Raw genomic sequence first — 3,285 nt, 5'->3', positions numbered from 1 at the left:
CCTGGGAGGACCTCACACCCATTACCGGGATTACCAAGAAAGTACTGGAAGACTCCGGCTACACAGTGAAAGTCGTGCCGTTCTCCGAGTGGGGCATTGCCTACGCTGCGCTGACAAAGGGCGACATTCAGATCCTCGCCTCACAGACCGACTACGTCGCTCAGGATTATTGGGACAAGAATAAGAAGCGTCTCGAGAAAATCTCTCCGGTCTCCCACGGTCTGTTTCAGGGCGTTGCAGTCCCGAAATATGTGACGATCGACTCCATGGACCAGCTGAATGAGAATGCCGACAAGTTTGGCGGCAAGATCGTAGGCATTGAACCCGGCTCCGGTCTGATGCGCGACACAAGCAAATCCGTGAAAGACTATGACCTCAAGCTCCAGCTTGTGGAAGGCAGCACCGCCGCCATGACAGCGGCGCTGAAGTCGGCGGTCGACCGCAAGGAATGGATTGCCGTCACTATCTGGGAACCATCCTGGATGATGCAGAAATACGACGTGAAATTCTTGAAGGACCCCAAGGGCGTATTTCCTCCACCCCAGAGCTATTACTGGATCGGGAAAAAGGGCTTCTCGGAGGAAAATCCGCATGCTCGTGAGGTTCTTGCCAGTGTGTACGTCCCGCTCGCCGACATAACCGCGATCAACAGCGCCGTTAACGAAGGCAAGACAATGGATGAGGCTGTGAAGGATTGGATCGACAACCATGCCGACCTTCTGAAGCGCTGGGAGAATATCAAGAGCTAGTAATACCGAAGCTCGGGCCGCCATAGCCTGGCGGCCCGCAATCGACCACAGTCAGATCAGCTGAGAGCCGGCTTGCGGGGAACGCGATGAACAAGAACATTGATGTCAATGAAGTGCTGGTGGACTGCCAGTCTGTCTGGAAGATCTTCGGTCCTCGCTCGTCGGCGGCCGCAAAGGCAATTTCCGAGCGGGGGCTGTCCAAGTCAGACGTCCTGCACGAGTTCAACTGCGTGGTCGGGGTTTCAGGCGCAAACCTTGAGGTCCGCCGCGGTGAGATTTTCTGCATCATGGGGCTTTCGGGAAGCGGAAAATCGACCTTGATCCGCCTCTTGAATAGGCTGATCGAGCCAAGTTTCGGCAAGATCACAGTGAAGGGCAAAGACATTGCGTCCTTAAATGCCGCCGAACTTCGCGCCATGCGGGCGCGCAACATCGGTATGGTGTTCCAAAGCGTCGCGCTTCTGCCGCACCGGACAGTGCTCGAGAACGCCGCCTTCGGTCTGGAAGTCCAAGGCATAGCCAAGGAGGAGCGGAACAAGATTGCGCGTGCCGCGCTGGAAAAGGTCGGTCTTGCCGACTGGACAGCGCGTTATCCCGAAGAGCTTTCCGGCGGCATGCAGCAACGCGTCGGTCTCGCACGGGCGTTGGCGGCCGACCCTGAAATCATCCTCATGGATGAACCATTCAGCGCGCTCGATCCGCTTATTCGCCGACAGCTTCAGGATGAATTCCGGCAACTGACGAAGTCGCTTGGAAAGTCGGCTGTGTTCATCACGCATGACCTTGAAGAGGCGATCCGCATCGGCGATCGGATCGCGATCATGAAGGACGGCGTGATCGTTCAGGTCGGGACCGCCGAGGAAATCGTCACCAAGCCCGCGGACGATTACGTCGCCGACTTCGTGGCCGGCATATCAAAGATTCATCTGATCCGGGCGCATTCAGTCATGCAGCCGGTCGCCGCATTCAAACGTTCGCACCCGGACGCTGATCTTGAGTCGCTGCTGCGTACGTCGCCCGAAGCTGACATCGCAGAGCTCATCGACCTTACGATGCAGTCCAACCGGGACGCGGTTGCCGTCGTTGAGAACGGCGCGATCGTCGGTGTGGTGACGACGCGTGGCCTGCTTCGCGGTGTCGCCGGAACTCCTGCCAGCGCGACAGACGTCGCCGAGTGACAAGGGAGATGGGACATGGACACGTCAGTTATCACGGACACTTTTGATGAATGGACGGATACGGCGCTCGCCTGGATCAGCGACAACGGCGAGAGCTTGTTCGACTTCATCCGGGCAGTGCTTGAAGGAACCTATGACGGTATCCTCTGGCTGCTTCAGCTCGCGCCGTTCTATGTGATTGCGATCATCGCCGCAGCGCTTGGGGTGCGCCTGGTCAATATTTGGTTCGGTGCGTTGGCAGGCTTTGCCCTTGTTTTATGTGCGTTCATGGGACTATGGGCGGAAACCACTAGCACACTTGCCTTGGTGATCACCGCCACGGTGCTTGCCTTGCTCGTGGGGATTCCGATCGGTGTCGTTGCAGGTTTCTGGAAGACACTTGACGGTATTCTCGAGCCTATCCTCGATCTCGTCCAGACGCTTCCGCCTTACATCTACCTCCTTCCGGCTATCGCACTTCTTGGCTACGGGCCCGCAACGGCACTCATCGCGACCGTCATTGTCGCGATGCCGCCCGCGATCCGGTTGACGTCACTCGGCATCCGCATGACACCGCGTGAGTTCATCGAACTGGGGCAGGCAACCGGTCTGACGCCATGGCAGATGTTCACCAAAATTCGGCTTCCCTTCGCAATTCCGAGCGTAATGGCGGGCATCAACCAAAGCCTCATGATGGCGTTCGGCATGGTCGTCATTGCAGGCATCGTTGGCTCGGGTGGTCTTGGTGAGACGATCTACGGCTCGATCAGAACCCTCGACATCGCCACTTCGATCAACGCCGCCATTGCCATTGTCATACTCACAATGGTCCTCGACCGGCTCACGCAAAGCGCAGTCGACCGTGCGAAGGAGACAGACCGATGAACCCCGAGCCATTCCAGCTATCACCCGGTAAGTACCTGGCTCCAACCGTCGATTGGCTCAACACCAATTTCCACCCATTCTTCGATGGCCTGGCCAGGCTGATCGAAGCCGTGTTGGGCGGCATTGAAACAGCCTTGTTATTTCTGCCCCCTTATGCGGTTATTGCTATCGCCGTTGCTCTCGCCGCAGCCTTCATCGGCGTTCGTGTCGCCCTGATCGCGTTATTCTCCTTGTCCTTTTGCTGGCTGGTCGGCTTTTGGACAGCATCGATGCAGACGCTGGCCCTTGTGACCGTGGCGGTGACCATATCGGTGCTCATCGCGTTTCCTTTCGGAGTTCTTGCATCGCGTCACAGGAAGTTCGAAGCCGCAGTACGCCCGGTGCTCGACATCATGCAGACCGTTCCACCCTGGGTCTACCTGATCCCGGCAGTGATGGTATTCAGCCTGGGCCGCGTCCCCGCCATCATAGCGACCATCGTCTATGGTGTGCCG

Annotated in this window: 3 protein-coding genes and 1 pseudogene; all 4 read left to right on the top strand. The window is 57.7% G+C overall.

From position 1 onward, the window contains the following. Window positions 1–749, top strand: a 749-nt coding sequence (locus AAAB35_RS21340) for a glycine betaine ABC transporter substrate-binding protein (RefSeq protein WP_340670281.1), incomplete at its 5' end; no start/stop codon positions are given. Between the two features lie 86 nt (window positions 750–835). Continuing rightward, the gene (locus AAAB35_RS21335) at window positions 836–1,927 is read left to right on the top strand and encodes a glycine betaine/L-proline ABC transporter ATP-binding protein (protein WP_340670279.1); all 1,092 of its coding nucleotides are present in this window, start codon (window positions 836–838) and stop codon (window positions 1,925–1,927) included. Window positions 1,928–1,942: 15 nt separating this feature from the next. After that, window positions 1,943–2,791, top strand: coding sequence for an ABC transporter permease subunit (locus AAAB35_RS21330; RefSeq protein WP_340670277.1), 849 nt, complete (start codon window positions 1,943–1,945; stop codon window positions 2,789–2,791). Continuing rightward, window positions 2,788–3,285: pseudogene (locus AAAB35_RS21325) on the top strand (proline/glycine betaine ABC transporter permease); the annotation flags it as partial. The gene AAAB35_RS21330 and the pseudogene AAAB35_RS21325, both read left to right, overlap by 4 nt.

Origin of the sequence: Phyllobacterium sp. (assembly GCF_037994425.1) — a bacterium.
Taxonomy (GTDB): domain Bacteria; phylum Pseudomonadota; class Alphaproteobacteria; order Rhizobiales; family Rhizobiaceae; genus Phyllobacterium.
This window is presented reverse-complemented; position numbering and strand designations above follow the sequence as displayed.

Coding starts and splice junctions, on each gene's coding strand:
- AAAB35_RS21330 (WP_340670277.1), top strand. CDS start 1,943: ATGGACACGTCAGTTATCACGGACACTTTTGATGAATGGACGGATACG.
- AAAB35_RS21335 (WP_340670279.1), top strand. CDS start 836: ATGAACAAGAACATTGATGTCAATGAAGTGCTGGTGGACTGCCAGTCT.